Source organism: Actinoplanes awajinensis subsp. mycoplanecinus, from assembly GCF_001509495.1.
GTDB classification, from domain to species: Bacteria; Actinomycetota; Actinomycetes; order Mycobacteriales; family Micromonosporaceae; genus Actinoplanes; species Actinoplanes palleronii.
In genome coordinates this window covers 183,168-205,840 of record NZ_LLZH01000085.1, presented here as the reverse complement: position 1 = coordinate 205,840, position 22,673 = coordinate 183,168, and the positions used below count along the sequence as shown (strand labels likewise).

The 22,673-nt window shown below is 70.1% G+C and carries 19 protein-coding genes; 11 read left to right on the top strand and 8 right to left on the bottom strand.

What is annotated here, in order from left to right; genetic code table 11:
• Nucleotides 1-28 precede the first annotated feature (28 nt).
• On the top strand, nucleotides 29-1,231 hold the full coding sequence (locus ADL15_RS54125) for a hypothetical protein (protein ID WP_067688871.1): 1,203 nt from the start codon (nucleotides 29-31) through the stop codon (nucleotides 1,229-1,231).
• A gap of 86 nt (nucleotides 1,232-1,317) precedes the next feature.
• Here ADL15_RS54125 and ADL15_RS12775 read toward each other — a convergent pair whose 3' ends face one another.
• Entirely contained in the window at nucleotides 1,318-2,796 is a 1,479-nt protein-coding gene (locus ADL15_RS12775; RefSeq protein WP_067688868.1) for an aminotransferase-like domain-containing protein, read from the bottom strand.
• Nucleotides 2,797-2,860: 64 nt separating this feature from the next.
• Here ADL15_RS12775 and ADL15_RS12770 point away from each other — a divergent pair, with 64 nt between their 5' ends.
• Together ADL15_RS12770 and ADL15_RS12765 are read left to right on the top strand one after the other, a co-directional pair.
• Nucleotides 2,861-4,036, top strand: a complete 1,176-nt coding sequence (locus ADL15_RS12770; RefSeq protein ID WP_067688865.1) for a trans-sulfuration enzyme family protein — start codon at nucleotides 2,861-2,863, stop codon at nucleotides 4,034-4,036.
• Between the two features lie 150 nt (nucleotides 4,037-4,186).
• The gene (locus ADL15_RS12765; RefSeq protein WP_067688862.1) at nucleotides 4,187-4,825 is read left to right on the top strand and encodes a nuclear transport factor 2 family protein; all 639 of its coding nucleotides are present in this window, start codon (nucleotides 4,187-4,189) and stop codon (nucleotides 4,823-4,825) included.
• A 277-nt stretch (nucleotides 4,826-5,102) separates the two neighbouring features.
• On the opposite strand, the gene ADL15_RS12760 is transcribed toward ADL15_RS12765, so the two are convergent.
• The 3 genes from ADL15_RS12760 to ADL15_RS12750 all read right to left on the bottom strand — a co-directional run bounded on the left by ADL15_RS12760 (nucleotide 5,103) and on the right by ADL15_RS12750 (nucleotide 10,271).
• Complete coding sequence (locus ADL15_RS12760) at nucleotides 5,103-7,277, bottom strand: carbohydrate-binding protein (RefSeq protein ID WP_067688859.1); 2,175 nt, start codon at nucleotides 7,275-7,277, stop codon at nucleotides 5,103-5,105.
• A complete protein-coding gene (locus tag ADL15_RS12755) occupies nucleotides 7,277-9,130 on the bottom strand; it encodes a ricin-type beta-trefoil lectin domain protein (protein WP_067688856.1) in 1,854 nt (617 codons plus the stop codon). Before ADL15_RS12755 ends, ADL15_RS12760 begins: the two co-directional genes overlap by 1 nt.
• 118 nt (nucleotides 9,131-9,248) lie before the next feature.
• On the bottom strand, nucleotides 9,249-10,271 hold the full coding sequence (locus ADL15_RS12750) for a LacI family DNA-binding transcriptional regulator (RefSeq protein WP_067688853.1): 1,023 nt from the start codon (nucleotides 10,269-10,271) through the stop codon (nucleotides 9,249-9,251).
• A 156-nt stretch (nucleotides 10,272-10,427) separates the two neighbouring features.
• Here ADL15_RS12750 and ADL15_RS12745 point away from each other — a divergent pair, with 156 nt between their 5' ends.
• Complete coding sequence (locus ADL15_RS12745; RefSeq protein WP_083971186.1) at nucleotides 10,428-11,549, top strand: alpha/beta hydrolase; 1,122 nt, start codon at nucleotides 10,428-10,430, stop codon at nucleotides 11,547-11,549.
• On the opposite strand, the gene ADL15_RS12740 is transcribed toward ADL15_RS12745, so the two are convergent.
• The gene (locus tag ADL15_RS12740; protein WP_067688847.1) at nucleotides 11,546-12,367 is read right to left on the bottom strand and encodes a TrmH family RNA methyltransferase; all 822 of its coding nucleotides are present in this window, start codon (nucleotides 12,365-12,367) and stop codon (nucleotides 11,546-11,548) included. The genes ADL15_RS12745 and ADL15_RS12740 overlap by 4 nt on opposite strands.
• Before the next feature lie 163 nt (nucleotides 12,368-12,530).
• Between ADL15_RS12740 and ADL15_RS12735 the strand changes: the two genes are divergently transcribed.
• From ADL15_RS12735 to ADL15_RS12725, 3 genes are all read left to right on the top strand, one after another.
• Nucleotides 12,531-13,523, top strand: a complete 993-nt coding sequence (locus tag ADL15_RS12735; RefSeq protein WP_067688844.1) for a hypothetical protein — start codon at nucleotides 12,531-12,533, stop codon at nucleotides 13,521-13,523.
• A 122-nt stretch (nucleotides 13,524-13,645) separates the two neighbouring features.
• On the top strand, nucleotides 13,646-14,413 hold the full coding sequence (locus ADL15_RS12730) for a 3-hydroxybutyrate dehydrogenase (RefSeq protein ID WP_067688841.1): 768 nt from the start codon (nucleotides 13,646-13,648) through the stop codon (nucleotides 14,411-14,413).
• 66 nt (nucleotides 14,414-14,479) lie between these two features.
• A complete protein-coding gene (locus ADL15_RS12725) occupies nucleotides 14,480-14,719 on the top strand; it encodes a hypothetical protein (RefSeq protein ID WP_067688838.1) in 240 nt (79 codons plus the stop codon).
• A 396-nt stretch (nucleotides 14,720-15,115) separates the two neighbouring features.
• On the opposite strand, the gene ADL15_RS12720 is transcribed toward ADL15_RS12725, so the two are convergent.
• On the bottom strand, nucleotides 15,116-15,688 hold the full coding sequence (locus ADL15_RS12720) for a hypothetical protein (protein ID WP_067688835.1): 573 nt from the start codon (nucleotides 15,686-15,688) through the stop codon (nucleotides 15,116-15,118).
• A gap of 696 nt (nucleotides 15,689-16,384) precedes the next feature.
• On the opposite strand from ADL15_RS12720, the gene ADL15_RS12715 reads away from it, so the two are divergent.
• Nucleotides 16,385-16,672 (top strand): hypothetical protein, encoded by a 288-nt coding sequence (locus ADL15_RS12715; RefSeq protein ID WP_067688832.1) that lies wholly within the window; start codon nucleotides 16,385-16,387, stop codon nucleotides 16,670-16,672.
• Nucleotides 16,673-16,788: 116 nt separating this feature from the next.
• Here ADL15_RS12715 and ADL15_RS12710 read toward each other — a convergent pair whose 3' ends face one another.
• On the bottom strand, nucleotides 16,789-17,382 hold the full coding sequence (locus ADL15_RS12710; protein ID WP_067688829.1) for a DivIVA domain-containing protein: 594 nt from the start codon (nucleotides 17,380-17,382) through the stop codon (nucleotides 16,789-16,791).
• Nucleotides 17,383-17,806: 424 nt separating this feature from the next.
• On the opposite strand from ADL15_RS12710, the gene ADL15_RS12705 reads away from it, so the two are divergent.
• The 3 genes from ADL15_RS12705 to ADL15_RS12695 all read left to right on the top strand — a co-directional run bounded on the left by ADL15_RS12705 (nucleotide 17,807) and on the right by ADL15_RS12695 (nucleotide 19,047).
• Nucleotides 17,807-18,268, top strand: a complete 462-nt coding sequence (locus tag ADL15_RS12705; RefSeq protein ID WP_067688826.1) for a hypothetical protein — start codon at nucleotides 17,807-17,809, stop codon at nucleotides 18,266-18,268.
• A gap of 243 nt (nucleotides 18,269-18,511) precedes the next feature.
• Nucleotides 18,512-18,712: a hypothetical protein gene (locus ADL15_RS12700; RefSeq protein WP_067688823.1), complete on the top strand. Its 201-nt coding sequence runs from the start codon at nucleotides 18,512-18,514 to the stop codon at nucleotides 18,710-18,712.
• Complete coding sequence (locus ADL15_RS12695) at nucleotides 18,709-19,047, top strand: hypothetical protein (protein WP_157441334.1); 339 nt, start codon at nucleotides 18,709-18,711, stop codon at nucleotides 19,045-19,047. Before ADL15_RS12700 ends, ADL15_RS12695 begins: the two co-directional genes overlap by 4 nt.
• A gap of 90 nt (nucleotides 19,048-19,137) precedes the next feature.
• Here the strand turns inward: ADL15_RS12695 and ADL15_RS12690 are convergent, their stop codons facing one another.
• Nucleotides 19,138-22,500 carry a CARDB domain-containing protein gene (locus tag ADL15_RS12690; protein WP_067688817.1) on the bottom strand — a complete coding sequence of 1,121 codons (3,363 nt, stop codon included), beginning with the start codon at nucleotides 22,498-22,500 and terminating at the stop codon, nucleotides 19,138-19,140.
• Nucleotides 22,501-22,673: the final 173 nt, after the last annotated feature.

Below are 22,673 nucleotides of genomic sequence, written 5' to 3'. Positions count from 1 at the left end.
TTGCCGGGCCGGAGTAGCCTGCCGGATCATGCGCCACCTCCGGTCGATCCTCTACGCGCTCGTGCTCGCGCCCGCCATCTGGGTGCTGGCCGGTGTCGGTTTCACCCACGACCTCGTCAGCCGCGGGCGGGACCTGTTCACCGCCGAGTCGCTGAGCGGCCTGCTGCTCCTGGTCTTCGCCGGCATCCTGCACGCGATCATGGCGTTCACGCCGATCTCGCCGGCCGGGCCGACCCTGGCCGGAGCGGCATACCTGGGTGTGACGTACTGGGCGTGGACCGCGCCGGAGTCGTACGCCGGGATCTGGTCGCCGGACGTGGTCAAGGCCGACTTCGACCTGAGCCGCCCGGGCTACGGCCTGGCCGCGCTGCTCGCGGTGCCCCTGCTCTGCACCGCGCTGAGCGCCCGCCGCTGGGCCCGCTACGAGCCGCCGGTGCTGCCGATCATCGGCGAGATCGGCCGGTTCCGCGGATCGGCCAAGGTCGCCGGCGACTCCATCGCCGCCGAGCGGACGACGGTGCTGCGGACCGGGCAGCAGGTGCCGCCGCGTCAGGCGGCCGAGCTCACGGTCGCTATCCCGGCGCAGGCCGCGTCGCCTTCGGCTTCCGCCGACCGCACCCAATTGCTCCGTACGCCGGCCGCCGAGCCGACGGCACCCCTGACGCACGCCGAGCCCACGGCCGTCCTGGCCCCCGCCGAGCCCACGGCACCCCTGGCACCTGCCCCCGCGGCCACCGCCGCCCCGGCCACCGCGGCCCCGGCCACCGCCGCCCCGGCTCCTGCCGCCTCGGTCCCGGCTCCTGCCGCCTCGGTCCCGGCTCCTGCCGCCTCGGTCCCGGCGACCCCGGCCGTCGCAGCCCCGGCCACCGCCGCCCCGGTCCCGGCCACCGCCGTCTCGATCCCGGCGGCCCCGGCCGTCGCGGCTCGGAGTTCTGACGAGGAGCAGACCACCGTCCTCGGTGGGCCGACTTCCCGCACTCCCGAAGCACCCAATTCTAATAAATCCGGCATTACCGCCAATTCAGCTATCACCGCAAACGCCGGAAAAAGTGCTGCCGAAACCCCCTCGAACGACGCCGACCGGACCGTGGCGATCCCGCTCCAGCCGGCGGCCGGCCCCACCCCGGCAAGCCAGAAGCCGGGAGACGAGGAGACCGAGGTGCTCTCCGCGGTAGCCCTGGTCACCCCGCCCAGCGAACACACCAAAATCCCCACCCAGCGTGTGAAGTAACGGCGCGCTCCGCACCCAAACTCCCCACACACGCTCGCTGACCGGGCAGCGTGGGGAGTTGCGGTGCGCTTCGGGCCTGGCGGGGGTCAGACGGCGATGGCGGGGAGCGGTGGTGGGGTGGCTGGTGACCGGGCGGTGAAGCCGCGCCAGGCCTCGGCCATCGCCTGCACCCCGGCGGTCAACACCGCAGGCTCCGCGACGAACGGGATCCGCAGGTGGCCGCCGCTCCCGCCGGACGGGTCCAGCGAACCGCCGGGCAGCACCGCGACACCCTGCCGCAGCGCGGCCTGTGCGTAGGAGGCGGCGTCGCCGTAGGGCAGCCGTACCCAGAGGGTCTGCCCGCCGCCGGCCGGCTCGAACTGCCAGTCCGGCAGGTGTTTCCGCAGCTCAGTGCAGAGATGATCGTGCCGGGCGGCGAGCACTCCGGCGCGCTCGGCGATCAGCGTGTCCAGGTCGGTGAGCAGTTCTGCCGCGGCGAGCTGGTCGAGCACGCCGCTGCCCAGGTCGTTGACCGCCTTGAGCCGGCCGAGGCGACCGATCAGCGCCGGCTGCGCCCGCACCCAGCCGATCCGCAGTCCGCCCCAGACCAGCTTGCTCAGCGACCCCACGGTGATCAGCTCATCAGCGCCCGGCGCGAACGCCGCGGTGGGCACGGCATCCGGCACGAAAGGCGCGGGCGCGGGGGCCGACGAGGCTGCGGGGGCCGGGAAGGACAGTTCCGCCAGCACGTCGTCGACGATCAGGGGGACGCCCTCGGCCACGGCTGCTGCCACGATCGCCCGGCGCTCCGGGGAGGGCAGGCTGCGACCCGTCGGGTTGTGACACAGTGCGATCAGATAGGCCATCGCGGGGCGCCGCGCGAGCTCCCCCTCGTACCCCTCGAAATCGGTCGGGACCGGTCGCAAAGCCGCCGCCGACTCGCGGAAGATCTCCAACGCCCCGGGGTACGTCGGCGCCTGGACCAGCACCTCCGCGCCGGGCGCGACGAGCGCCCGGGCCAGCAGCGCCAACGCCTGCTGACCGCCCGTGGTGACCAGGATCTGCCCGGCCGTGGTGGGCACCCCACGCGCGGTGTACCGGGCAGCCAGCGCGTCCCGCAACCGTGGGTGACCGGCCGGGTGGTAGCCGAGGTCAGGACCGCCGAGACCCTCGAGCGCGGTCCGATAGGCCGCGATGATCGCCGGTGGCGCCGCGGTCGGCCCGGCGCAGGCGAACTGCGCGACGTGGTCGGGCGGGTCGAGCAGGTGCAGGAAGACCGGGTTCACGGTCGGCTCGGTCGCGTGCAGTGATCCGGGCGGCGACCCGGCCACCCAGGTGCCGCTGCCCTGCCGCCGGACCAGCCGGCCTTCCTGGCGCAGCAGGTCATACGCGGCGACAACGGTGGTCCGCCCGGCGGAGAGCCCCGCGGCGAGGGCCCGGTCGGTGGGCAGCCCGGTGCCGGGCGGCAGGTCACCGTCGTCGATCAGGGCCCGGAGGCGACCGGCGAGCAGCAGGTAGAGCGGGCCGCGGCCGGCCGACCAGCGGCCGAGGCGGGCGGCGAGCTCCGCGGGCGGTATTGGACTCATCAACGGACCAATATATCGGCAATGGCTCTGTCCCCGGGCGGTCCGGGCGCGGAGCATCGGTGGCATGCATCCCGAAACCCGCATGGTCCACATCTCCGCGCCGGTGCCGGACGGGAGTGTGCCGCTGTCCGTGCCGATCTACCAGACGTCGTCGTTCGCGTTCGACGATCCGGAGCTGATTGCCGACGGCCTGCACCACCCGGACCGCGCGTACGCCTACTCGCGGTTCGCCAACCCCACGGTCCGCGCGCTGGAGAACGCGGTCGCCGACTTGGAGGGTGGCGCCGCCGCGATCGCCACCTCGTCCGGCATGGGCGCCATCACCATGCTGCTGAACGGCCTGCTCGGTACCGGCGATCACGTGATCGCCCAGCGCGACGTCTACGGCGGCACCCACGCGCAGCTCCAGGACCTGGCGAACCGGTTCGGCGTCCAGGTGACCCGGATCGGCGGGCACGACCCGGAAGAGCTCCGCGCCGCGCTGACCCCGCGCACCCGGGTCCTCTACCTGGAGACGGTCGCCAACCCGACCGGCCACGTCAGCGACCTGCCCGCGCTGGCGCCGATCGCCCGCGCGGCCGGGGTGCTGACCGTCGTCGACAACACGTTCGCCACGCCGATCTTCTGCCGGCCGATCGAGCACGGCGCCGACGTGGTCGTGCACTCGGCGACCAAGTTCCTGGGCGGCCACTCCGATGTGACGGGCGGCCTCGCGGTCTTCACCGACCGGGCCCGCTACGAGAAGCTCTGGGAGCACGCTGTCGAGTTCGGGGCGACAGCCGACCCGTTCGCGGCCTGGCTGACCATCCGTGGCCTGCACACTCTCGCCCTGCGCATGGAACGGCACGCCGCGAACGTGGCCCGGGTCGCCGGCTGGCTGGCCGGCCATCCCGCGGTCGCGGCGGTGCGCTGGCCCGGCGATCCGGCGCACCTGAGTCACGCGGTGGCCGCCGGTTTTGTCAGTGGTTTCCCGGGGGCGTTCTGCTTCGACCTGGCCGGCGGTCACGACGCCGGGGTCCGCCTGATGAGCCGGCTCCGGGTCATCCGGGCCGCCGCGTCACTGGGCAGCACCGGTTCCCTGATCCTGCATCCGGCGAGCACCACGCATCGGCAATTGACTCCGGAGCAACTACAAGAATCGCACCTAAGCCCCGGAACCATCCGAATCGCCATTGGCATCGAGCACCCGGACGACCTGGTGGCAGACCTGGAACAGGCGCTGGATGTAGTCGTTCGTTAATGCCTATGACGTTCTGCAAATTGTTGTTAACCAATGCGGTCTTTTGCGATCGGTCCAACGTGGATATCGTGGTCACGCTTTTGGACTACGGGGGGTAACCAAGAAGCAACGCGCTGGGAGGCCCCTCGCCCCCTCGCTGGAAGGACCACATTGTCTGAGACGCCGTTGTGGCTGCAGGGCCGCTCCGCCGTGATCGAGGCCGCCGATCCGTCCGAGTTCCGGCACGGCACGCCTGACTACCACTTGTCGCACACCGTGATGCCCGGGCAGCGCACCACGGACCACGCCCCGAGCTCACTCGAGGCCATCGTCGAGTCCCTCGTGCAGGTCTTCGAGATGGAGGTCTCGCACAAGCAGGAACCCGCGACCTGGGTCTCGATGGTCTCCGAGCACTTCCGCACCAACGTCAACGGCGGCGGCTGGGCGTCCTCTCAGGACATCGCCGACCAGGGCAGCTACAACGTCCTGATCGGTGACAGCCCGTTCTACCAGGCCGAATCGTTCGACGGGCAGCACGACGTCTTCCACGGCGCTTTCCCGAACGGCTTCTACTGGGAGGTGCTGCAGGTGCTCAGCCCGCCGCCGGTGATCGCCTTCAAATGGCGGCACTGGGGCTCGTTCGACGGCGAATACCACGGCCACAAGCCGAACGGGAAGACCATCGAGATGTTCGGCATGAGCGTCGCCAAGGTCAACGACGACCTGAAACTGCTCGAGGTCGAGCACTACTACGACCCGAACGCGTTCCTCGGCAGCCTCACCGGCGGCTGCCCGGTCGCGAAGAGCTGATCCGGCGGTTGGTGCCGTTCTGGCCGGCGGCACCAACCGATCACCATCAAGATCAAATTCATGATGTCGTGCGTCCGCCGGGGTACGTGCGTCCGCCGGGGTACAGACCGCCGCTCCCGCCGGGACCCCTGCGGGCTTCGCAGGCCGCTGGCGCGTCCCGAACGCGAAACCCTCCGGGGCGACGTCCGTGGGTGGTCACGGAAGACCCGTGCCGGTGTCCGACGCTGCCGAAGGCGAACTTGTGGCACGCCTCCGGCAGCCCGGCGGATGACCGCCCCTACACAGTCAGCCTTAGGTAGTCCAGGTTGAACCCACCGGTTTCACAGTAGACCGTAACCAACTGATCACCATCAGCCAGCGAGACGGGCGTCTCGACCGTTTGGTACGTGCCCCATCCCCCGGTGGCCGGAACCGAAACGGATGACAACACCGCACCTGACGCGTCCCGGATCGAGATCGCCCCGGTCGCCTCGGCGCCGCTGCCGTTCGCCACCCGCAACTGCAGGCGGTACGTCCCGGCCGGCACCTCGACGCGGTAGGACAGCCAGTTCCCGGCGGCGGTCCAGCCGATGTTGCGGCCGCCGCTGGCCGCCGCGTTGCTCTCGACGAAGTTCCCGCCGCCCTCGGTCCAGCCGTGCTGCGCGGTGTACCCCTCGGCCTCCACGACGGCGCCGACCGGCGCGCCGTGCGGCCGGACCGTCACGTGCACCGTCGTCTCCGCGTGCGCCTTCCCGTCGGTGACCGCGACGGTGAACTGCTGGGCACCGGCGGCGAGCGGGTTCAGCGTGACCACACCGGTGGTCGCGTCGAGGCGGGCGCCGGCCGGCAGGTCGGTGGCGTAGAAGACCAGCCGGTCCCGGTCGGCGTCGGTGGCGCGCAGCCGGACCCGGGTCGTGCCGTACTGGTCGGCGGTCACGTCCGGAACGCCGGCGAGACGCGGGGCGTGGTTGTGCCGCGCGTCCGGCTTGTCGCCCGTCCAGCGATACGTGGCAAATGCCCCGGCCGGCACGGTCGTGGTGAACGAGCGGGCTCCGGTGAGCACCCGCACGGAGGTCGCCGCCGGGTTGGCGTTGCCGAGGATCGCGACGTAGTCGTCGTGGTCGCGGAACACCACACTCGTCACGCCGTTGTCGGTGGCGCTGGACTCCACCCGGACGTGCTTCGGGGTGAGGTACTTGGCGAACTGGCCGAGCTGGTAGAGCTCACCTCGTACCGAAAAGGTCTTGGTGGTGGTGTTGACCTTGACAAGGCGGTCCGGCCATTTGCTGGTGCGGGCGACCTCGTCCCAGTCGACGTCGTTGTTGCGCTCGCCGGTCCAGTGCAGCGTGCCGCCGTCCTGGTCGGTGGCCTGCGCCCAGAGGATGTAGGAGCTGGCGTCCAGCCGGAAGTAGGACAGCACGGTGGCCGGCGACAGATCGCTGGTCTCGGTCATGTGCACCGGCTTGCCGGTCTGCTGATAGGCGTCGCGCATCACCGCCGGGTCACCCCAGTACGGGTGGAAGGCGATCGCGTCGGCGGCCGCCGCGGCCTTCGGGTCGTTGAGCACCCGGTAGTAGTTCTTGGTCGCGGTGCTGTTCGGGTCGCGCCAGTCCCAGAAGTTGAAGTCGTGGACGTAGAGGTCGGCGCGCACCCCGGCCTTGCGGAACTCCCGCTTGATCGCGACCGACAGCTTCTGCTGCTGCTCGACGCTGATGTCCATGGCCGGGTAGACCACGTCCATCCCCGGCTCGTTGAGCAGCGTGATCGCGTCGACCTTGATGCCGTGCCGGGCGTACGCCTGCAGGTACTTCACGTAATACCTGGCGAAGACCTCGATGCAGTCGTCGCGCAGCTTGCCGGCCTGGTAATAATCGGTCGTGCTGCCGGGCTTGAGGGCGACCTCGCCGAGGAACTTGTTGTTGGTCTTCATCCAGGCCGGCGCGCTCCACGCGGACGCGAAGAAGGTGGCCTTCGGGTTGTACTTCTGGATCAGCTTGATCGTGTCGACGATGTGCAGGTCGATGTCGCGCTGGATGGAGAAGTGTTTGAGCTGCCAGTCCTCGGTGACGCCGGCCGGCAGGTCGTCATAGGACCAGAACGGCAGGTGCTCGATCAGGTCGGGGCTGCCGATGGTGAGCCGGAAGCGGTCAAGGCCGGCGCCGGTCCGCGGGTCGGCCAGCAGCCGGATCGCCCGGTCCCGCTCGGCCGGGGTGAGCTTCCACAGGTTCGACACCGCGGTCTCGTCGATCGAGAAGCCGATCCCGGAGTACGTCTGCTCGGTCCGGCTCGGGTCGATCACCACGGTGGCGTCCGCGGTCTTGGCCGAGCTGGTGAGCCGGGTCGACGGCAGTGACTGCCACTGCGCGGTGCCCGCCGAATAGGTGCCGGTGACGATCGGCGCCGGGTGCGAGGAGGGCACGCCCAGGGAGCCGGCGGCCAGCGCGGCCGCGACGAGCGGTTTGAGCAACAGCATCAGTTGAGCACCCACTTCTGGTTGGCGCCGGTGCCACACGTCCACACCTGAAGGCGGGTTCCGTCCGCCGAGGCGTTGTCCTTCACGTCGAGACATTTCCCGGAGTACGTGTTGACCAGGTGCTGCGACGCGCTGTCATAGGTCCACTGCTGCGAGGTGCCGGTGTGGCAGTCCCAGAGGTGGGCGAGCGTGCCGTCCGCGGTGCTCGGCCCGACGATGTCCAGGCACTTGCCGAGCGAACGCAGCGTCCCGTCCGATGCCCGGGTCCACTGCTGCGCGGTCGAGCCGTTGCACGTGTAGAGCTGGACCGCGGTCCCGTTGGTGGTGACGCCGCCGGCCACGTCCGCGCACTTGCCGCCGAGCCCGGTGATCGTGCCGCCGGTCTGCGGCGGGGTGCCGGTGCTGCCCGACCAGGTGAACGTCGCCGTGGTCCGGGCCGGCAGGGTGTAGGTGAACGACTGGCCGGACCAGTTGACCCGGACCGACTGGCTGGACGTGCCGCCGTTGTGCGCGATCAGCGCCTTCGAGCCGTCCGGGTTCTTCCAGGCCACGTTCGGCACCGCGCTGGTGGCGTTGGTGTCGATCCGGACCGCGCCCGGCTTCACGAACTTGGTCAGGTGCCCCATCGTGTAGTACTCGACGGTGTAGTCGACCTGGCCGGCCCGGGCGCCGCCCTCCTGCACGGTGATGAAGCCGGTGCAGGTGCCGCAGCCGCCGTTGTGCGGGCCCATGCTCTGGTTGACGCCGAGGCTCCACTTGACCACCGAGCTGCCCCAGTTCCGGGTGTAGTCGATGATGTTGTTCATGTCCTCGTTCTGCTGATTGCCGATCCAGGTGCCGCCGGAGTGCTCGGTCTCGAACTGCTTCACGGCCGGGTACTGGTTGTGCACGTCGGTGCCGATGGTCGGGCTGCCGCCGTACCCGTGCCAGGCGATCCCGCCGAACAGCGGGTCACTGCGGATCCCGGCGTCGTTGAGGATGCCGGAGCCGAAGCTGGCGTAGTCGCCGTAGTTCCAGTCGTGGACCAGCACCTTGGTGTTGATCCCGGCCGAGCGCAGCGCCGGGTACATGTAGTTCTTGGTGAACTCCACCAGGCCGGACGGGTTCCAGCTCATGCCGGGGTAGTTCATCGCGGTCGGGTTGCCGGCCTGGCAGCAGTTCGGCTCGTTCTGCACCGACAGGTAGTCGACCGGGATGCCGGCCGCCTGGTAGCTCTGGATGTACTTGACCAGGTACTGCGCGTAGGTCGGGTAGTTCTCGAACTTCAGCCAGCCCATCTGGTCCATCCGGCCGTTGTCCTTCATCCAGCCCGGCGCGCTCCACGGCACGCCCATCACCCGCAGGGCCGGGTTGAGCTGCTTGGCCTGCTGGGTGAGCAGCCGGACGTTCGTGTCGTAGCCGCTGGCGCCGAAGTCGTTCAGGTCGCAGCAGGTGTCGTCGAGCGAGACGTTGCCGGGCCGGGACAGGTCGGACGCGCCGATCGGGTTGCGGACGAACGAGAGCCCGATGCCGTTCGTGGGGCTGAACAACTTGCTCATCACGGCGTCCCGGGTGGCCGCGCTGATCGGGCCGCCCCGCATCAGGTACGCGGTGGTGTCGGTGATCGAGGCGCCACCGCCCTCGAAGGTCTGGTAGCCGGTGGCCTCGTTGACGTTGATGGTGGTGCCGGCGCTGCCGCCGGCCGGGCCGAACGCGACGGCCGCCTGCTGCTGCAGCCCGCGGGTGACAGTGCGGCCGGCACTGTCCGATGTGGTGGTGAGGTAGACGTTGACAGCCTCGCCGGCGGCGAGCGCGGCCGGCGCGTAGAGCACGCTGCCGGCCAGAACCGCGGCGGCGAGCAGGGTCTTGCGCATGACTGACTCCCTCGAGGGAAGGGGATGGCGTAACAGGAAGGAAACCTTTGCCAAATACGTCAGTCAATGAGTAGGGGGTTCCGGATGAGTCGTTTCGGTTCCGGAACCGTGAAACACGTCAAGCAGGCGCCGGGCCGGTCGAGCCGCGCACCACGAGTTCCGTGCCGAGCTCCAGGTGCAACGCGTCCAGCCGGTGCCCGCCGAGCATCCGGAGCAGCAGGTGCACCGCCATCCGGCCCATCTCGCCGAGCGGCTGCCGCACCGTGGTCAGCATCGGGTCACAGGCCGAGCCGAGATCTATGTCGTCGAAACCGGCCACCGACAGGTCCTGCGGCACCCGCAGGCCCCGCTCGGCGGCCGCCCGCAGCGCGCCGACCGCCATCTTGTCGTTGAACGCCAGCAGCGCGGTCGGCCGCTCCGGCAGGTCGAGCAGCTCGGCGGCGGCCCGGTGACCCAGCGCGGTGGTCGGCTCGGCCACGAACCGGGTCAGCTCCGGCGCGTGCAGCACGCCCGCCTCGGCCAGCGGCGCGAGGTAGCCGTGGAAACGGTTGTCGCTGGCCAGCCAGTCCCGCGGGCCGCCGATGATGCCGATCCGGCGGTGACCCAGCTCGATCAGGTGCGCGGTCAGCGCGCGGGCGCCGGCGAAGTGCGCGGCGGAGACCGCTGCCACGTCGCGCGGCGGCGAGATCCGCGGGTCGACCAGCACGAACGGGAAGCCGCGGTCGCGCAGCCGGACCAGGTCGGCACCCGGCTCGGGCGGCAGGATCAACACCGCGCCGGCCACGTCCCGGCGCTCCGGCAGGGTGGGCAGCACCCGGGCCTGCTGCGCGGCGGTGCCGGCGTTCAGGATCACGTGCAGGCCGTGCGGCTCGAGCGCCTCGGCCACCGCGGAGACGATCAGTCCGAAGTAGTCGGTCAGCACGTACGGGCAGCGCACGAAGACGCCGGCCGCCTGTGACCGGGCACCCCGCCGGCGCGGCGCCCGGCCGCCCAGCGTGTGCATCGCCCGCAGCACCTTGTCGCGGGTGTCCGGCGCGACGTTGGCGCGGTCGTTGAGCACCCGGGAGACGGTGGCGATGGAGAGGCCGGTGCGGGCGGCGAGATCGCGTACGGTGACTCTTGTTTCATCGCCTTGTTTCACGCATAAAGCATAGACCAGGATCTTTTCGTACCCTACCGCAGGGTGACCCGGTAGTCCCGCGGTACTACCCGCGAACTCCCGCCACGGATTGACGACCGGCAGCAGGCCGTCTTCCTACCTTTCCCGCAGACCGGACATCGGCGCGGGAGGGGAACCATGAGTCGCTTGTGGATTGTTACGGCCGTGCTGCTCGCACTGCCTGCGGTGTGGCTGTTCGGGCCGACCGAGGCGATCGCCACCGCACCCGCCGGGGCCGCGGCGTGGCGGGCCGACCCGCGGGGCCTGCCGGACCCGATGACCGCCAGCCCGGCACAGGTCGCCGCGTTCTTCGCGGCCCTCCCGCCGGCCGAGGCGGACCGGCTGGCCCGCGACCACCCGGGCGTGATCGGCAACCTGGACGGCGTCCCGCTGCGGCTGCGCTATGCCGCGAACCGCAGCGGGGAGTTCGCCGGCCGGCAGATCATGGCTCTGGACCGGCGCGGCGACGGCCGGATCGTCGAGGTGCTCGGCGACCTGGCCACCGCGCGGCGGGTGGCGATCCTGATCCCCGGCGTGGACGACACGCTGGCCAACTTCGACACCGGGCTCGGCCACGTCGAGCGCCGCGCCCCGGCCTGGCAGGCAAAACAGCTCTACCAGCGGATCCGGGCCGCCGAGCCGGCCGCCCGGGTCGCGGTGATCGCCTGGCTGGGCTACGACCCGCCGGAGGGCGTCCGCCGGGCCGCGCTCCGCGAGGACCGGGCCGCGGCCGGCGCCCTCGCGCTGGAGCGGTTCGCCGACGGCCTGGTGGCGGACCGGCCGGACCGGGAGATCGTGGTGATCGGGCACAGCTACGGGTCGATCGTCGCCGGTCGCGCCGCCGCGCACCTGCCCGAGCAGGTCACCGACATCGTGGCGATCGGCAGCCCGGGCATGGGTGTCGGCGACCGCGCGGCACTGGGCGGCGCCACCCGGGTCTGGGCGGGCAGCGCGCCGGACGACTGGACCCGCAAACTGCCCGGGATCCGGGTGTTCGGTCTCGGGCACGGCCGGCTGCCGATCGACCCGGCGTTCGGCGCGCTGCCACTGCCCGCCGGCGACGTGACCGGCCACGACGGCTATTTCGAGGCAGGCACGTCAGCCCTGTCCGCGATGGCCCAGATCAGCATCGGCACGCCGGTACCGGCCGCGGCCGGCGGGGTCAGCGGCGGCGCGGCGAACCCGGATCAGCTCGCCACCAGCCTCAGCGGGGCGGCCGCCGAGCAGCGCTCCTCCCGCGGCCGGTTGCTCGGCGCCTAGGTCCGCTGGCGGGCGGCCTCGTAGAGGACGACGGTGCCGGCCACGGACGCGTTCAGCGAGCTGGCGGCGCCGGCCATCGGGATCCGCAGGATCTGGTCGCAGGCGGCCCGCCACGCGCCGCTCAGCCCGCGGGTCTCGTTCCCGATCGCGATCACCTTCGGCCCGGTGAGGTCATGCGCGGCCAGGTCGACGTCGCCGCCCTCGTCGCTGCCGAGGATCTCCACCGGCAGTCCCGCGCGGCGCAGCGCGATCACCTCGTCGACCACCTCGCGATGGCTGGCGACCTGCACCACGGGCAGCGCGAACAGTGACCCGGTGCTGGCCCGCACGGCCTTCGGGTCGTACGGGTCGGCCGCGTGCCCGGTGATCACCAGGCCGGTGGCGCCGAACGCGTCCGCCGACCGGATCAGCGCGCCGACGTTGGCCGGGTTGGTCGGCCGGTCGAAGACCAGGGTCAGCAGGTCCGGCTGGTGACGCACCGCCCGGGTCACGTCGTCGGCCGCCATCCCGACCACGGCGAGCAGCTCGGGCACCTCCTCGTCCTTGCCGCCCAGCTCGTGCATCAGCTCCTCGCTGAGCGAGAACCGGGCCGCGTCCGGTGTCCGGTCGAGCACGTCGCGGCCCCAGTCGGAGAGCCGCCGGGTGTCGTCGAGCAGCAGCGCGTGCACCGGCCAGCCGTGCTCGAGCGCCTGGCTGATCGGGCGGACGCCCTGGACCAGGAACTCACCGGCCCGGTGCCGCTTGGTGCGGTTGGCGAGCAGCGCCTGCCACTGCTGGAAGGTGGCGTTCCGAGCGCTGATCCGCAATGTCCTGCCCATTCGCACTATCCAAGCAGCCGGGGACCGGGGCGCCGGACTCGACCCACTCGATGATCAGAAAAGGCCGGATCGACCCTGCCGAACCATTGATCACATGGGTTATCGTGCCAGCGTTACCGACGCGACGGTGACGTATCGTCCACGCCTCGAAAGGACACCTCTGGTGCTCCGCACTCTCCGGCCGGCTCTGCTGCTGGCCACCGCCTCGGTCGCCGCAGCCGGCGTGCTCGCCGTCCCCGGCGCCGCCTTCGCCGCCGACACCACCACGACGCTGAGCAAGACCGAGATGGCCAAGGCGCTCGACGCGGCGGCGGTCACCACTCGCGCCGCCGAGGCGAAGGGCTGGGCCGGCAACTACAGCATGAAGTCCGACGACGGCAACGGGAGCGCGGCGTTCGGCACCGACCCGCTCGCCGGCCGCGCGTACGTCAAGCTGGCCCTGCCCTACGAGCACAGCACCACGTACGCGGTCAGCAAGAAGGGCCTGTACGAGCCGCTGAGCTCGAAGAAGCAGAAGGCCGCGGTCAAGATGATCCGCAAGCCGTCGGCGACGTACGTGTTCACCACGAACACCAAGCTCAACGCGGTCTCCTGGGCCCGGGACAACAGCGCCGACCCGGCCGTCGTGCTGACCGAGGACAACGACTACGCCGGCACCAAGACCGTGCACGACGACGGCTCGATCACCTACAAGTACAACGACGGCGAAGAGGCTGACTTCGCCCTGCAGGTGAGCTCGGCCGGCGTGCTGACCGGCGCCACCCTCGGCTACGCCGACTACATGACCGCGACGTTCGCCTGGCGGTACGGCGCGCAGACGGTCACCCTGCCGACCACCGCGCAGACCGTCGGCCTCGCCACGCTGACCAAGGCGGTGGCCTACGTCAACCTGGCCGCCGACGTGCAGAAGCTGGCCAAGAAGAGCGCGGCCGACGTGCGCACCGCGGCGAACAAGCACACCGTCAAGGTCTCGGTGCTGCGCAAGGTCGTCAAGCGGGACGGCGCGACGTTCAACAAGACCGCCAAGGTCAAGGTCGTCACGGTCACCAACATCACCGGCGGGGTGCGGATCTACGCGAAGAACCCGTGGACCGGCGTGAAGGTGATCTACACGATCAAGGCGTCCGGCAAGAAGGTCGTCGTCACCAAGAAGTAGGCACGTCCCGCTCCGCAAGGCCGGCATCCCTCGGGGCGCCGGCCTTGCGCACATCGGGCGGCGGTTCCTTGTGTGGCGCGCACACACCCTCGCCGCCGCCGGCGATCCGTACGGTTGACGGCATGACTTCGGCACGGGTGGTCCACCTCGACCTGACCGGACGCACCGCGCTGGTGACCGGCGCCGGCAGCGGCATCGGGCGCGCCTGCGCCGAACGGCTGGCGGCGGCCGGCGCCGACGTGCTGGCCGTGGACATCGACGAGCGCGCCGCCAAGGACGTCGCCACGGCGATCGGCGGGCGCGCGATCACCGCCGACCTGTCCGACCTGGCCGCCACGGACGCGCTCCCGGCCGAGGTCGACGTGCTGGTGAACAACGCCGGCCTGCAGGTGGTCGCGCCGCTGCCGGAGTTCCCGCCGGAGAAGTTCGCGCTGCTCCAGCGGGTCATGGTGGAGACGCCGTTCCGGCTGATCCGGCGGGTGCTGCCGCACATGTACGCCCACGGCTGGGGCCGGGTCGTCAACATCTCCTCGGTGCACGGGCTGATCGCCTCGCCGTACAAGGCCGCCTACGTGACCGCCAAGCACGGGCTCGAGGGCCTGTCCAAGGTCACCGCGCTGGAGGGCGCCGAGCACGGGGTGACCTCGAACTGCGTCAACCCGGCGTTCGTCCGCACCCCGCTCGTCGACCGGCAGATCGCCGACCAGGCCGAGGTCAACGGGATCGCCGAGGCCGACGTGGTCGAGCAGATCCTGCTCCGGCGCGCGGCGATCAAACAGCTGATCGAGCCGGACCAGGTGGCCGAGTTGGTCGCCTACCTGTGCAGCCCGCCCGCCGCGTTCATCACCGGCTCCTCGATCACCATCGACGGCGGGTGGACCGCGAGCTGACCCGGGTGGGGTTCTCGATGGTGGCGACACCTTTGTCATGACGTGTCGCAACTTTAAGGTGGATGGATGCCGACCGGGAGCAGCGCCTTACAGATCGTCGCCTGCATCGTGATCTCGACGGTGCTCGCGTACGTCGGCGGGCGCGTTCACCAGTGGTACAAGCACAGCCTGGACCGGGATCGATCATTCCGCGAGGGATACAAGCACGCGTACCAGGCGCTCTTCCCGCTCGCCTCCCGCGGCCGCGCGCCGGCGCCCGGGACCACCGGGCCGGACGTGCCGGCCGCCGAGCCGCCCCGCGATTGAGCACAGACGACAGAGCGGGCACGAGCCCCGATGGTGGTCTGAAAAAAGACCACCGGAGCCGTGCCCACTCCGTCAATCCACCCATGGACCATACTGAAAGGCTTTTCCGTCCCGGCACCCTCCTGTCCTGCTGTGCCCGCGCCCACCGCGCGTGCACCTGCATTCCGGATTCAATCCGCGAAATCTGCCCGGGAGGGCGATTTCCAAGCTTTATCCACGACCGCCGTAAAGGCGGCCGGGCGCCGATGTCATTCGAGGTGCGGATCGGGAGCCGGCGGCGCCGGGACGAGTGCGTCCCGGCGACGCCGGCATTACCGACAGCATTTCCTACAGAATGAATCCCGGCACTATGACTGCCGTTTCAGGTGGCTCACCGTGGCTCGGTGAGCCGGTCGTTCAGCGCCGGCCCGGGCCGTCGTGGCCCCGCGGGCCGTCGTGGCCGTGGCCCCGCGGCCCGTCGTTGCCCCGCGGGCCGTCGTGGCCGTGACCCCGGGGACCGTCGTGGCCCCGCGGGCCGTGGCCCCAGTGACCGTTGTCGCGCGGCCCGTGGCCGTGCCCGAACCCACCCGGACGACCCGGGCCGTACTGCCCCGGCCACATCGGCCGGAACCGGACCGGGAAGCCGACGACGGCACGCAGCGGAACCGCGAAACCGACCCGGTCCCAGTTGTCGTCGCTGGCGACCTGCAGCGCCCACGCGCCGCGACGGACGCCGAGGCGCACCGGGCTGCAGTCGTGGATGTCCCAGTAGCCGTCCCGCTCGCCGAACCGGCCGGCCAGCTCGCAGGCCTGCGGTGTGCGGTAGTAACCGACGACCTGCACACCCTCGCGCAGCTGAACCTTGTGCGACGCCGACTTCTTTTCCGGAACGGCATTACCGGTCGTCGCCTGAGCCGGAGCGGCTCCGACGGCCAACGCGGCGAGAATACCGAAGCCCCCCATTGTCAACGTGCGGGTGAGCTTGTTCATTGCAATTCCTTTCGCAGTGCATTCCATGGTGCCTTTCGCCATGGAAAACAACATTTCCGCTACGTCGGAAGTCGAACGGGCGTACATTGCCGGACGCCGGAAAGACGGCCCCCGGATGGCCGTTCAGGTGACCCTTTCGGTAGGCCCGCCGGCAGCACCCTCCCACGTGAGCAGGGATCACGTTCTTGCACTCCGTCACAATTCGGTCACTCAGCTGACGTAGCCCAGCCGGTCCGTCCCGTCGCCCGATTGACGGACGCGATCCGACGTTCAGACGTGGGTGGCCGACCGAAGGGACGACGGGCGCTTGGCCACATGTCGCCCGAATCCCGTCGGTTCTACCTCGAAATAGTTTTCGGAGGGGTATTCCGGCACCTTGCCCTGCGGTCGCCACCCTGATATCGATGGGCAGAACGTCGCAAAAAGGAGTTTCCGACGCCGGGCCAGATTTCTGGCAAGTTATTGGCATGCCAACGGTCCGACAGCGGTGGGCCCGAGTCTCGCTCGTCTTCCGGTGATCACCGGGGACGGATCGCCCCGGCACCGGCGCCAGCCGGCGCCCGGACACCGGGGACCACTCGCTCGCCGGACCGACGCGGGGCACATCGCGATCTCGATCGACTGACCGGAAGTGATCGGCCTGAGCCAGGGGTAGGGCCGGAACGCCGGACGGGTAACTAGAGCAAGGAACATCTCGTGGAAAAGACCGACATCAGCCTGCCCGCTCGCTGGCGGGCGGCCTACAAGTCAGCGCTCGCCCTGCTGGACAGCGATCAGCCGTACAGCGATCCCTCGGACCCGATCGCCCGAGCCCGGCAGCAACGGGCGCGCACCGACACCCGTCGATGGATCCGTACCCAGAAGGCACTCGCGTCCGCCGGGAACCTCTCCCTGGTCCAACGCCTCTTCGTCGCACAGATCCCGGACAACTGGCGGGAGATCGACTTCCGTCGCCGACGCCGGCAGCGCGCACGCAACGAGTGACGGCCCCTCCGCTGAACAGCGAAAACAGCGCCTGAGCCGCGATCGCTCGCGGTTCAGACGCTGATCTGCCGATCCGTGTTCAGTTGTGCCCGAGCGGTTTCCGCGCCGGAGACCGCTCAGTTCGGCAGAAGAGATCCGACCGGCCCGCCGGGCACCTGCATCTCGATGTCGGGCATGTCCCCGGTCCGGGGTTGTTCGGCCCAGAGCGCGCGCAGCTGGCTCTGCAGGAACGACGTGATCCGTTGCCGGTAGTCGCTGTCGAAGGTGGACAGCGCCTCGATCTGCTTCTGCAACGCCTCACGCTTGATCGACAAGCCGCCGACGGCGTCCTCGTACTGCTGTTCCGCCCGGAGTCGCAGCTCCTCGGCGAAGTCACTGCCACCGGCCACGATCCGCTGGGCCTCGGCCCTCGCGTCGGTCAGCAGCCGGTCCGCCTCGGCCCGGATCTCATCGGCGTACGCACACGCGTCCCGATGGATCTGCTCGGCCCGGACCTCGGCCTCGGCCTGCACCTTCCGCGCACGCCGGCTCGCCTCGGCCACATGGTCGTCCGCGGTGCGCTGCGCCAGCGCGAGCACCTCGAGCGCGCCGCCGGGCAGGATCAGCGTCTCCGCCTCCGCCCCGTCCCGTTGAGCCGACAGCATCGCCGGGGAGACACTCACACCGTCGACATCGCTGCGAGGGAGCAGCACCTCGGCATCCGTGGTCACGATCGGTTCCCTTCAGGCAGCTGGCAGAGGTTCTCGCTTCGATTCCTAACGAGCCGGCCGGGAGAAACAAATGGGCGTGATCCCGTTCGCGTGAAAATGATGCTTTCTCACGCTTTCAGTCTCCGCCGCACGGTCCACAGAACCGGCCGAATCTCGACGTGGCGGGGCCGGACGGGCAGGAACACGACACGTGCGGGCGAGCGCTCTCGTCGGCTTTCACCGAGGGTGCCGGAAAGGTACTCCCTCCCGCCCTCGGAAGCCGAAAGCCTTTACGCCGTTGGGATTAAGGCGGACGGGCGGAGATCTGCGGAGGTCGGCGCGGACCACGAGGCATATCGCCGAATACGTACGTACATTTCCATTCGTTGTTGAGGTAGGGCATCCAGGAAGGTCTGGATCCGAAAACCTCACAGGGAGCCGAGCTGTGCGAAACGCCGACCTCACCGACAGCCGACCCGGCGATCTCACCTCCGGCCCGCACACTCCCGGTGAACACTGGCGCCCGCTCGCCCAGCATCTCGCGGCCCTTTTCGCGGGGGCCGGCGGCAACGACGAGGCGATGACCCAGGCGGCGATCACCGCGATTCTCGAGGCCGAGCGCCGGCTCGGCTCACAGCGACCGGATCTCTCGCCCCTGGTCGTTCCGCTGGTCGTCCGGGCCCTGCGCCGTCATCGGCGGGAGCTGATCCGCCGCCGGCCGGCGTCCGCCCAGCCACTGCCGGCCCTGCAGCTCGCGATCATGGCCGCCGAGAGCGAGCTGTCCCGGCGCCTGCGCCGCTCGCCCACCGTCGCCGAGGTCGGCGCCCACCTGGACATGGCACAGCATCAGATCGTCACCGGGCTCGAGGCCGGATGGTCCGGCGGCGGGGCAGAAAACCGCCTGTGAGGCGTCTACGTTCACGCTCCGCCGATCGGTCAGACACGGACCGTCCTTTTCCTCGGCAACGCTGAACTCACGACTGACTTCCGGCGTCGCCGAACGAAGGTTTGTCGTCATGCAAGAAGCGATAGCGGCCCTCGCCGGAAACAGCGCCGTTCCTCCACCGGAAGCGCGCCGCGAATCCCCCGGAATGTGCCACCGGAAAGCGCGATCCTAAGGACGGGAAACCATGGCAAAAGGCTCCGCGCCATGACGGCCACTTTCCTACCGGTCCTCGGCGCCCTGACGCTGGCCACCGTCATCTCCTACCTCGGCGGCCGGGTGCATCAGTGGCGGCGCGAGGACGACCGGCGCCGGGTCGCCTTCCGCGCGGGTTTCCTCCGCGCGTCGACCACGGTCACCGCCGTACCGAACAGTCCATTGTCCTCACGCGTAGCAGGTGGATCATGACAGCACCCGGTAATGAGCTGATGTATTTCGTCTTCACGCTGAGCGTCTTCGTCTCCAGCGGGTACGCGGTCGGCCGGATCCACCAGTGGCACCGGCACGGCGTGGAACGGGACGAGGCGTACCGGGGCGGCTACGACAAGGCCTCCCGCTCGATCATCGGCATGATGCCCGGCCGGGACACCGGCAGCCCCACGCTGAACGGGCCGGGCGTGCCGATCACCAACTCCGCCTACTCCCGCCGTGGCACGAGTGGCGCGTGCGGGCACCGGATCTCCGTCAACCAGCGGCACGTCTACCCGGTCCACCAGGGGAAGGCGGACCGGGCCGGCCGCTGACGCACGGGGGCGGGGGTGCGGGCACCGGCTGGCGCCCGCACCTCCGCGACGAGGTTCAACTCCCGGAGAAGCTCAGCTCCCGGAGAAGGCTCAGCTTCCGGAGAAGGTGAACTGCGAGCCAGGCTGGGTGACGATGTTGCCGTCCGCCGAGTTGGTGACCGTGACGCCGGACAGGACCGCGTTACCGCGGGCCCCGCTCATCGCCAGGATGCCGGCGCCGTTGTTCGACTTGTCGATGCGTACGTTCGTGATGGCGACGTTCGGCATGTTCCCGCCGCCGTTCTTGAACTGGATGCCGTCGAACGTGGAGTCGATGATGTCGGTGTCCCGGATGGTGACGCCGGTGATGTCCTTCGTGGAGGGGAACAGCGTTATCGCGCCGAACTCCTGGTCCTCGTTCCAGAACGCCCCGCCGGTCCGGTACAGCCCGTTGTTGGCGAGCAGTGTGGTGCCGGAGAACGGCAGCGGGCTGTGGTCGGTGGCCAGCATGATGCCCGGGTAGTTCGCGGTGTCGTACACCAGGTTGTTCTCGGCGGAGTTGCCGTAACCGCCGTAGATGGCGATGCCGTTCGCCCGCCAGGGCAGCTGGACCGTGTTGTTCAGGAAGTGGTCGTCGTGGTTGATGTCCACGCTCTGGTCCTTGACGTACGGGTTGGCCCAGATGGCCAGCGCGTCGTCACCGGTGGTCCGGAACGAGGAGTTGAAGACCCGCGAGTTGCGGGTGCCGTTGGAGAAGTTGATGCCGTCGGCGAACGTGTCGCGGATCCGCATCCCGGTGAACTCCACCCCGTCGCCCGGGTTCCAGTAGGCGGGCGTGTCCGAGTAGTCCCGGCCGACCCAGGCGCCGACGTTGACGTGCTCGATCCACACGTTGCTGATCTTCGTGTTCTTGCCGAACCGGCCGTTCAGGCCGTGTCCCCGGTTGGCCCGGTTCTGGGTGTTGCCGAAGATCGCCAGGTCGGAGATCTGGGTGTTGTCGTCGATGTCGAAGCCGACGTTGCCCTCGTGCGGGTGGTTGATGTTGCCGACCACGTTCTGCGGCTGGGTGTTCGTGTAGAGCTGGGTGTGCCACATCCCGGCGCCGCGGATCACGGCGTTGCGGATGCCCTTCTGGTTGTACTGGTTCCGGGTCGGGTCCGGTGACAGGATCTTCTGCTCCTGCCGCCACTGGCCGGCCGGGATCCAGACGCAACTGATCACGCCGTTCTCGTCGTCGGTCACCGCCCGCTGGATGGCCGCCGTGTCGTCGACGCCGTCGTTCGGCACCGCACCGTACGTGGTGATCGAGACGCAGCCGGCCGGCTGGCTCAGCGGCGCCGCGACCTGCTCCAGGTCGATCAGGTCGATGACGTAGAAGCTCGCCGCGTCCCCCGAGTCGCGCTGCAGCTTGAACCGGGTGCCGGCCGGGTACGACTGGCCCAGCAGCAGGTTCGACTCGTCGAACAGCCGGCGCGCGTCGGCCGACGGGGTGTTGGACAGCGACTCGGTGTCGTCGCTGGTGCCGTAGAGCCAGCTGTTGCGGGAGCTGAGCGTCAGCTTCCGGTTGAACACGTCGTTGACGTACAGGCTGATGGTCCAGTCCTGGCCACCACCGCCCGCGGCGTCCGGCACCGAGTTGCGGACCACGATCGAGTTGGTCTGGTTCGTCGAGGTGACCTCGACGAACTGGCCGGTGCTGGTCAGCCGGACCGACTGCCGGCCGGAGGACTCGGTGGCGAAGTTGGTGTGCCCGAAGGTGCGCAGCGGGTCGGCCTGCAGCAGCGTGCCCTGGTAGCGGCCGGCCTCCGCCTCGTACTCGGTGTACGGCACGGCCGCGCCGCGACCGACCACGATGGAGCGGGACAGCGTGTTGTTGTTCTCGTTGGTCTCGGCGATCACACCGGCCGAGTCCGCGGTGGCCACGGCGGTGGCGCCGCCGCTGGCCGCGGTCCAGGTGCCGCCGATGGTCACGGTCGTGGTGGCGCCGGCCGCGATCGCCGGGGTGGCCCCGGTGAGCGTGGTGGTGCCGACGGCGAGCCGGGTGGTGCTGGCCCCCGCGGCGCTGATGCCGCGGTTCTGCACCGCGACGGTGAAGCTGACCGCCGTGCCGACCGCCGGGTTCGCCGGGGTCATGGTGATCGCGGTGACCTGCAGGTCCGGGCCGGGTGCCTGGCCGACCACCAGCGGCGTACTCGCGGTGAACGTGTTGTTGTCGTTGTTCGACTCGGCCACGGTGTTCGCCGGGTCGACCGTGGTCGACACGGTGTAGCTGCCCTGCGCCCGAGCGCCGGCGGTGCCGGTGACGGTGGCCGACGCTCCGGCCGCGAGGGCGGGCACGTCCGCGCCAGCCACGACGGTGCCGCCGAGCTTGAAGTCGGCCTTGGTCGCCGCCGAGGCCACGGTGCCGGCATTACGCACGGTCGCGGTCAGGGCGATCGCGGAGGTCTCGTCGGGTGCGGCCGGGCTCCAGGTCGTCGACGTGACGACCAGGTCCGGCGCGGGCGCCCAGGCGCCGATCACCTGCAGCTCGGCGACCTGTCCGCCGGGTGCGCCGCTGTTGGTGAAGATCTGCAGACGTACGTCCGAGGCCCGGCCGCTGACCGGGATGGTCACCGTGTTCTGGTTCGACGAGGGGTTGAAACCGTAGTCGGCGCGGGGCTTCAACTCGGTGAAGGCGGTGGCCGTGCCGGCCCGGCCGAGCACCTGGATGGCCTGCTGACGCGTACCCCAGGCTTGATCGGGATTGAGTTTGACGACGACGCCGGTGACGTTCGCGTCGGCGCCGAGCTTCACGGTCAGCGTGGCCGGGAAGCCCGCCGACTCCCAGTAGCTGGCCAGGTTGCCGTCGTTGGCGTTCGTCGCGACGAAGTTGAAGGTCGCCGAGGACGCCTCGATCGCCTTGCCACCGGCCAGGTTGGTGCCGGTCGGGGGGTCCGGGTCGGGGTCGACCGGGCCGGCCACGCCGTAGACCTCGAGCTCGGAGAGCTGTCCGGCCGGCCAGCCGGTGTTCGCGGTGATGTGCACCCGCACGTACCGGACGGTCGTGGCGGTGAGATCGACCGTGACGGCGTTGCCGGTGGCCGGGTTGAACACCCGGCCGGCCGACGCCGAGAGCGTGCTGAACGCCGAGCCGTCGGTGCTGCCCTGGACGCTGAGCGTCTCGGTGCGGGTGGCCCAGGCGGCGGCCGGCGGCAGCTTCAGCACCACCTGGTCGATCGCGACGCTGCTGCCGAGGTCGACCTGGACCCACTGCGGGAACGCGTTGTTCGGGCTCTCCCAGTAGGAGTTCGCGTTGCCGTCGTTGACCGCGGACGCGGGCTGCGCCCCGAGCGCGCCGCTGGCGGCGACCGCCTTGCCGATCGCGAGGTTGGGACCGCCGGCCGCCTGCGCGGCCACCGGTGACAGACCCAGCACGGCCAGGCCGGCCACCAGGGCCACGCTGACCAGTCTTCGACTGAGGGTTATCGGCTTCATGACATCCGTCCTGTCGGACCGGCGCAGCACCGTACGCCGAAGCGGACGCCACTGCGCCGAGGGGATGGATATGGGGGTGATCAGCCCGGGGTGACATTTTCCAGCGCACTCATGCAAAATTTCGTGGTTCTGCTGAGTTCTTGCGGGCTAAGACATCCAATGTTTCAGATATG

Excerpts from the sequence above, each read along its gene's own strand:
- ADL15_RS12730 (WP_067688841.1), top strand. The coding sequence starts at position 13,646 with ATGACTTCGGCACGGGTGGTCCACCTCGACCTGACCGGACGCACCGCG.
- ADL15_RS12760 (WP_067688859.1), bottom strand. The coding sequence starts at position 7,277 with ATGCTGTTGCTCAAACCGCTCGTCGCGGCCGCGCTGGCCGCCGGCTCC.
- ADL15_RS12740 (WP_067688847.1), bottom strand. The coding sequence starts at position 12,367 with ATGGGCAGGACATTGCGGATCAGCGCTCGGAACGCCACCTTCCAGCAG.
- ADL15_RS12775 (WP_067688868.1), bottom strand. The coding sequence starts at position 2,796 with ATGAGTCCAATACCGCCCGCGGAGCTCGCCGCCCGCCTCGGCCGCTGG.
- ADL15_RS12700 (WP_067688823.1), top strand. The coding sequence starts at position 18,512 with ATGACGGCCACTTTCCTACCGGTCCTCGGCGCCCTGACGCTGGCCACC.
- ADL15_RS54125 (WP_067688871.1), top strand. The coding sequence starts at position 29 with ATGCGCCACCTCCGGTCGATCCTCTACGCGCTCGTGCTCGCGCCCGCC.
- ADL15_RS12725 (WP_067688838.1), top strand. The coding sequence starts at position 14,480 with ATGCCGACCGGGAGCAGCGCCTTACAGATCGTCGCCTGCATCGTGATC.
- ADL15_RS12755 (WP_067688856.1), bottom strand. The coding sequence starts at position 9,130 with ATGCGCAAGACCCTGCTCGCCGCCGCGGTTCTGGCCGGCAGCGTGCTC.
- ADL15_RS12720 (WP_067688835.1), bottom strand. The coding sequence starts at position 15,688 with ATGAACAAGCTCACCCGCACGTTGACAATGGGGGGCTTCGGTATTCTC.
- ADL15_RS12690 (WP_067688817.1), bottom strand. The coding sequence starts at position 22,500 with ATGAAGCCGATAACCCTCAGTCGAAGACTGGTCAGCGTGGCCCTGGTG.
- ADL15_RS12770 (WP_067688865.1), top strand. The coding sequence starts at position 2,861 with ATGCATCCCGAAACCCGCATGGTCCACATCTCCGCGCCGGTGCCGGAC.
- ADL15_RS12745 (WP_083971186.1), top strand. The coding sequence starts at position 10,428 with ATGAGTCGCTTGTGGATTGTTACGGCCGTGCTGCTCGCACTGCCTGCG.
- ADL15_RS12695 (WP_157441334.1), top strand. The coding sequence starts at position 18,709 with ATGACAGCACCCGGTAATGAGCTGATGTATTTCGTCTTCACGCTGAGC.